The organism is Hyunsoonleella aquatilis, from assembly GCF_014270105.1.
In the GTDB taxonomy this organism is placed as follows: domain Bacteria; phylum Bacteroidota; class Bacteroidia; order Flavobacteriales; family Flavobacteriaceae; genus Jejuia; species Jejuia aquatilis.
The window spans coordinates 725,034-732,525 of the sequence record NZ_JACNMF010000003.1; the positions used below are offsets into that span (position 1 = coordinate 725,034).

Sequence of the window (7,492 nt, forward strand, 5' to 3'; positions counted from 1 at the left end):
AAGCCAGATAATAGCGAGGGTTTCTATTAAGCTGACAGTTGTTCAAATAAATTTTTCCATTGCGGAAATATGTTTTCTGGAGACAAACGTAAAATATTTTTTCGAGCTTTAGCCCCCATTTTTGTCCTAATTTCCTGATTTTCGATTAAATATATTAATGATTTAGCAAATTCATCCGTATCGTCCACAGGCACATGAAGCCCGTCTTCCCCGTGGGTTATCAACTCCCTTACCCCGCACGGGCAATTAAATGCCACTGCTGGTACGCCACAGGCCATGGTCTCAATTAACACCAGCGGAAACCCTTCATATCTTGAGGAAAGTGCATAAATGGATGACTCCAAATACACTTCCATAATATTGGGTACAGGGTCGTGAAAAGTTACAAAATCTGTAATACCATAGGTTTTAGCCAGATCCATATAACTAGAATCGTGATCCTTTTTACCATAAACATCCAGTTTCCAGTCCTTATGTTTTTCAACCACCTTTGCCCAACTTTTCATCAGCATATCAAACCCTTTCTGGTGCGTATGCCTTCCAACAGCCAAAACACGTTTATTTTCCAATTTGGCATAGGTTTCGGGATAAAAAATAAGTGGGTTGTTGATGACCTTCAAATTCTTAAGGTGGCTCCATTCCGCAAGGTGATCGTCCGATAATAACACTACCGTATCGTAATGTTTACCACCCTTATCGAGTAATCTCTTTTTGATGCCATTTAAAACCTTAGCTTTAAAAGATGTTGCACCCTGACCTAAATTTACACGTTTCGAATTATGGCGTTCGTAAACATAAGTGTATTTCTTTTTCAGAAAAGCGGGAAGGTACAATCCGAAAATATTATCAATGCAAATAATCACCGTGTCCGGAGATTCCTGCTTTAAAATTTTATTGATTTTGCCAAATTGGGTAATGTGGCTCAAGGTATTGGATTTGTTGGGAAGTCGGATAATCTTGATACTCTCATTAAGATCAAAAAACGGGGTTTCTTCAACCTCATTAAGGGTAACCATCACGATATCGTAGTTAAATTCCTTAATGAAATAATTGGCCTTAATGGCCAGTATCCGTTCTAATCCTGTTGTTCCATTGATCTGATTAACAACATATAAGAGTTTCATATTTTGTAAGATTTGGAGCTTAAACAAATATAAATATGAGACAAATATATAGGATAAAATGAAATAGCACCCCGATACAGGACGAAATACCGAATTTTACTGTGTATTGCTCGAAACGGTATTATAGTATATACTTTTGATAATACCATCTGCCAATCCAATTTTAGGAACATAGATATGCTTAGCCTTACTCCACTTCATTGCTGAAAGGTAAATCCTCATCGCTGGAATAATCACGTCAGCCCTGTCCTGATTTAGGTTTAGCTCTGTAATCCTTTCTTCATAGGAATAACTTTGCAGGGTATTGTAATAGGTGGTTAAATAGAAGTAGGTCAACGGTTTACCCATGGCCTTGCCGGAAATCTTAAAAATTTTATTGATATTTCCACCAGAACCCAACACATTAATTTTTTCATAATGGCCTGTGTTTTCCTTTATCCACTGCTCCAGTTCTATCCAATCCTCCTTCTTCACCATATCGTTTAAAAGACGTACCGTACCGATTTTAAAAGACCGCGATGCGACTTGTTCCCCATTGTCGATTACCGAAAATTCAGTACTTCCACCCCCAACGTCAACGTATAGATAAACTTTGCTTGGGTCAATATATGAGTTCAAGTCCGTGGCCGCAATGATTGCCGCTTCCTCCTCACCCCCAATTACGTCAATACTAATGCCAGAATGCTCTAAAATGCCGTCCACCACCGCTTTTCCGTTTTTGGATTCCCGCATGGCGGATGTGGCGCAGGCCTTGTACTTCACTACCTTATGGGCTTGCATCAACAATTTAAAAGCCAGCATGGTATCCTTCATCCTCTCGAAATTCTCTTTGGAAATACGTCCTTTTATAAACACATCGGCTCCTAATCTTACGGGAACACGGACCAATGAGTTCTTTTTAAAAACAACGGGCTTACCCTTTTCTTCAATAACATTTGAAATCAACAACCTAACGGCGTTGGAGCCAATATCAATGGCCGCATACTTTTTAATCGATAGCATTTTAGTTCTTTAGCTTGTCTAAATAATAATCATACAAAGCGATTTGCGACCTCAATTTAGGTTTATCGTTAACCCTGTATTCATTTTCTGTTTTTGTATTTATCAATCGAGCCTTTACATTATCGTTCCAACAAATATTGAAGTTGTCAATGATCTCCCCTTTGATATCATTATCGTAAATAGGACAACTTACTTCCACCCTATTGTGGATATTCCTAGTCATCAAATCGGCCGACGAAATATAGATTTTTACATTTTCATCCTTTCCAAACATATATACACGCGGGTGCTCCAAAAATTTGTCAACAATACCGATAACCTTAATGTTTTCACTCATACCCTCTATCCCTGGTACCAAACAGCAAATACCTCTTACTATCATTTCAATTTTTACCCCAGCATTACTGGCTTCGTAGAGTTTATCCACCATTGGGTAGTTTGAAATACTATTCATTTTTAGCCTGATATAGCCCCCATTACCCCTTTTGCTTTCCTGTATCTGCTCATCGATCAACTTAAAAATGGTACTTTCGGTGTAATGGGGCGAAACAATTAGGTGCTTGTAGGAATACACCCGATAGTTTGCCTCAAAAAAATTAAAAATCTTGTTGACCTCTTTTAAAATTGGCTGATTATAGGTGAACAATGTATAATCGGTATAAATCTTTGCTGTGGACTCATTAAAGTTGCCCGTGCTAATAAATCCGTAACGTTTTATCTTTTTATTTTCCTCGCGCTCAATAACACACATTTTACTGTGCACTTTTAAACCCGGAACTCCAAAAATTAGGTTTACGCCCTCCTTCCTCATTTGCTCAGCGTACTTAATATTGGCCTGTTCGTCAAATCGCGCCCGTAGCTCGATGGAAACTGTAACCGTTTTGCCGTTAATTGCCGCATTAATTAGAGAACTAGCTACATGAGAAATCTCAGCCAGCCTGTAAATGGTGATCTTTATAGTAGTTACCTTGGGATCCAGAGCTGCTTCCCTTAAAAATTTAACCACGTATGAGAAGGTGTGGTAAGGTGCATGGATCATATAGTCCTTTTCCTTGATATCCTTGAAAATACTGGTCTCTAAACTTAAGCCTTTAACCTCAAGAGGGACAATTTTATCATACAGCAAATCTGTTCTTCCTAAACTTGGGAACCCCATATAATCCCTCTTATTATGGTATTTTCCTCCAGGAATGATACTATCGGTATTATCAATACCCATTTTTTCCATAAGATATTCCAAGGTGTCGCTATCAATAGTTTTATCATAAACAAAACGGACTGGCTCGCTGATTTCTCGATGTTTGACGCTATCAGATAATTTTTCGACAAAACTTTTGCTGAAATCGCTATCAAAGTCCAGTTCCCCATCCCTCGTGATTTTAATCATATGCGCCGAAATGCTTTTATAATCGAAAATATTGAAGATATCTTCCAAACAATAGCGCAAAAGGTCATCAATCATAATGATAAAATTTTTATCACCCTGCTTAGGCAATACCACAAAACGCCTTGCTGCCCTGGGTATCTCAATTAATGCATACTGTTTGGAACCATCTGCCATTTGCATTTTTACAGCCAAATATGCGGCACTATCCTTTAAATTTGGCAGAACCACTAAATCATTTAAAATGATGGTTACCAAACCAGAACTTATGTTTTGCCTGTAGTATTTTTTGATAAAATCATGTTGGCCTTTATCCACCTTGGTTTCGTCAATAACAAAAATATTCTCATTTTTTAGAGCTAGGTCAATGTCATCCAGTACATCAATACTATGATCCTGCTGGTCAATAACAATTTTTGTGATAATCTCAAGAAGTTCCTTTGCCTTTATACCTCCCAGCTCGCTTTTACCGCCTTTCCCCGCTTCAACAATACGCTTTACCGTGGCGTATCTTACCTTGAAAAACTCATCTAAATTATTGGAAAAAATACCCAGAAACCTTAACCTTTCAATTAAGGGCACTCTTTCATCTGCGGCTTCCTGAAGTACTCTAGCGTTAAACTGAAGCCAACTTATTTCCCTATTAATATATCTGTTTTCAACACTATCGTCTTTCGTCATTTTGAAAATTGTTTAGTCTCAAACAAATATATTTTATTTCGAAGAGAATAGTAAGCCCAATCAACTAAATTTTGGTAATATTTTATGGAAGAAATGAAGAATTAAAATACCTTCATTTAATCAAACTTTTATGGTCTTAAATCTCTTGGAAAAATAGAGGTTAAAGTGTTTCCCGATGAAATATTGGACCATTCATCCGTATCAAATTCAATGACTACCACTCCACAGGTAGGCACATTATCAATATATGCACTACCGTAAGCATTTACAAACCCAGTAAAGGCGTGGTTATGCCCAAATACAAGCAAGGTTTCTACTTCATCCTTACAATTCTTAATCACTTTAGTTAAATTTATGCCGGAAAAATCATATAAATCATGGGTTAAAACAATTTTTTCTTTATCTATATTCAATTCTGGCAGAATGATATTGGCTGTAAGTGTCGTTCTTGTAGCATCACTAATTAAAACCAAGTCAGCTGTAAACTCCAATGATTTCAGTTTCTTTGCTACCAAATTGGCATCTTTGATTCCTCTTTTGCTCAAAGGTCGTTTGTGATCTATAACATCGTGTTCCCAACTGGATTTTGCATGCCGAATGAGGATTAATTTTTTCATTAGTTTTCGATTAAATGCAATTTTTATCGTTAAAATGTTGCTTTTATCGATAAAATTCAATTTATTTGCTTCATAAATTTACGTTAAATTAACCAAAAACCTAAAGTTTTAAAATAAAACAAATGCTAACCACCAAGTTTAAAGCAAGTTATCATACTTCGTTCGACGAATTGCACATTACTTCGGTAATCGAAAAAATCAGTTCTTTTCGTCGATTATATTTGTGGTTTAACATTTTTTTTTGAAAAACATACAAGATATACGTCTATTTGTTTTACCTATAAACCTAAAAATAATGACCCCAAATCAACTTTCACAGAACAAAATGGCTTCTACAGCCACTACTTTCCCTCTCAGTTTTTCCCTCAAAAGCTTAAAGTTTTTTGTTTTACCGAATCAGCGCTACAAGCTGTAGTTGCTGGATTTGTTGGTTTTGGCCATGAACAAACTAAATGTAGCATGAAAGGACAATTAACATATGTAAACACATCATCGGTTATATGGATAAAAAAACTCGATGATCAACCTTATAATGCTAAATCGTTTAGTAACACATTTGAAAATAATATACATCACAATTTATTTTGTACGATATGAGAAATAAATACAATTTTTCTTCAACGGTTAAAAAAATAAGGGTTTTAGCTATTGCTCTTATTGCTGTATTACCCTGTGCGCTTAGCGCTCAAATTGGTGTACAGGAACCATCAGTTCAAACAGGAGTACAATTCTTTTGGTCGGATACCCAGGCGGTGAATACGGACCCTGCTACAATTGACAGAGTAGAAATAAATGGGGTGGACTATAATACATTCGTTGTCCCTTCCAGCTACCAATTAACCCGATTAGGGCCTCAAGGTCATGCCTTTAATAGGATTTTTGAAAATCAGGGGCCACCGCCAGACCATCCAACTTCAGCTGACCCGAATTGGGCCAATGACGCTCTCGATGCTTTTCAGGATAAGAATTTGAATCATTATTTCTCATCTAATAATAATGGGGATAGTTTTTGCAACGACTTTACCCAAACCGGAACTACAAATGCCCAACAACAAACTTTATTCTATAGCCCTGCAATCCCTTCCAACAGCGATGGGGTTTTGGCGGTTACTGAAAGAGGTGGTAACAACTGTTTCTATATTGAAGTTTGGGGAACACCTGTTGGAGGAGGCCCGGAACAAATCCTTGGAGATACTTTTGTAAGAAATAGCGGTAACTATACGGGGTGTACTTTTGGTGCGCCCAATGCTGGTTCGGACTATTGGAGATCAGGTCGGTGTAACGACAATGGGCAGACTATAGGTATTGCGCTTTTCTTTTTAAACGAATTGGCTCCTACGGGTTCAAGTATTACAAGAATTGTGTTCACTGGTGCTACGTCTGACCACGGTGATGGAAAGTTCTTCTTATTGCAGAAGTATGCAGTAGACCAACAGCTTATCGAATGTTTGGATGAAACTTACATGGGTGATTTGAATATTTTGAATAACGAACCAACTGGTTCTACATATTCTGTAGTTCCAGGAACAGAACCTAATCCTGTTACAGAAGGAACCCTTACGCTAAACTCTAATGGTACTTACACTTTTGTGCCTGTATCTGGCTTTATTGGCGATGCTACATTTGATTATGAACTATGTTTACCTCCGCCTAACACTACGGTTTGTGATACCGGTAGCGTAACATTAATGTACGTGGCTTTACCCCCTGAGCCAACATTTGATATCGATTGTAGTCAAGGAAACAACAATCAAACCATAACAGTTTTAAGCCCATTAAATGTTATTGGCACAAATCCAGACCAGTACGAGTACTCCATTGATGGTGGCTCAACTTGGCAATCGGGAGTTGATTTTACAGGATTAGGTCCAAACTCCTATAATTTAGTAGTCAGAGATACCTATACCAACAATTGTGAAAGAACCTCATCTACTAACCCCATAGTCTTAGAAAATGATGATGAAGACCCAACCATCACATGCCCTGCGGACGTAACCGTAAATGTTGATGCTGGTTTGTGTACAGCTTCAGGTGTAAACCTTGGAACACCTACAACATCCGATAATTGTGGTGTGGCTAGTGTATCCAATGACGCCTCTGAGCCATTTGCTCTAGGAGAAACAACAGTAATCTGGACGGTTACTGATAGTGCTGGAAATACAGCTACTTGTGAGCAAAAAGTAACTGTTGTGGATAACATTCCTCCAACAATCTCTTGTCCTGCAGATGCATCAAGAAATACAGATTCAGGAGTTTGCCAATATACAATTCAAGGTACGGAATTTGATCCTACGTCTAACGATAACTGTACAACTACCGTGACCAATGATTTGAACAATACCGCTACCGTTGCTGGTGAGATATTATCAGTTGGAGACACAACTATTACTTGGACAGTTGACGATGGAAGCGGTAACACTGCCCAATGTTCAGTGACTATTACTGTTTCTGACAATGAGGCTCCTACAGCCATTTGCCAGGACATCACCGTACAGCTCGACGCCAACGGGGACGCCTCCATCACGACGGCCGATATCGACAACGGGTCCAACGACGCCTGTGGCATACAGTCGCTGGCACTCGACACCACGGCATTTACCTGTGCCAATGTGGGCGCTAATACCGTAACGCTGACCGTTACAGACAACAACAATAACGTATCCACATGTACCGCTACCGTTACG

General features: G+C 38.3%; 5 protein-coding genes. 1 reads left to right on the forward strand and 4 read right to left on the reverse strand.

The window, feature by feature from the left end:
• Positions 1-26: 26 nt before the first annotated feature.
• The 4 genes from H7U19_RS11795 to H7U19_RS11810 form a co-directional block, all read right to left on the reverse strand.
• Entirely contained in the window at positions 27-1,124 is a 1,098-nt protein-coding gene (locus H7U19_RS11795) for a glycosyltransferase family 4 protein (RefSeq protein ID WP_186562575.1), read from the reverse strand.
• Positions 1,125-1,220: 96 nt separating this feature from the next.
• Positions 1,221-2,126, reverse strand: a complete 906-nt coding sequence (locus tag H7U19_RS11800; RefSeq protein WP_186562577.1) for a Ppx/GppA phosphatase family protein — start codon at positions 2,124-2,126, stop codon at positions 1,221-1,223.
• 1 nt (position 2,127) lies between these two features.
• A complete protein-coding gene (ppk1, locus tag H7U19_RS11805) occupies positions 2,128-4,191 on the reverse strand; it encodes a polyphosphate kinase 1 (RefSeq protein ID WP_186562579.1) in 2,064 nt (687 codons plus the stop codon).
• Positions 4,192-4,319: 128 nt separating this feature from the next.
• Positions 4,320-4,808 (reverse strand): SixA phosphatase family protein, encoded by a 489-nt coding sequence (locus H7U19_RS11810; protein WP_186562581.1) that lies wholly within the window; start codon positions 4,806-4,808, stop codon positions 4,320-4,322.
• Between the two features lie 593 nt (positions 4,809-5,401).
• On the opposite strand from H7U19_RS11810, the gene H7U19_RS11815 reads away from it, so the two are divergent.
• Positions 5,402-7,492 (forward strand): HYR domain-containing protein (locus tag H7U19_RS11815; protein ID WP_186562583.1); only part of this gene is annotated, 2,091 nt, incomplete at its 3' end.

What these genes read in the sequence shown, in the direction of transcription:
- H7U19_RS11795 (WP_186562575.1), bottom strand. Translation starts at nt 1,124, where the DNA reads ATGAAACTCTTATATGTTGTTAATCAGATCAATGGAACAACAGGATTA.
- ppk1 (WP_186562579.1), bottom strand. Translation starts at nt 4,191, where the DNA reads ATGACGAAAGACGATAGTGTTGAAAACAGATATATTAATAGGGAAATA.
- H7U19_RS11810 (WP_186562581.1), bottom strand. Translation starts at nt 4,808, where the DNA reads ATGAAAAAATTAATCCTCATTCGGCATGCAAAATCCAGTTGGGAACAC.
- H7U19_RS11800 (WP_186562577.1), bottom strand. Translation starts at nt 2,126, where the DNA reads ATGCTATCGATTAAAAAGTATGCGGCCATTGATATTGGCTCCAACGCC.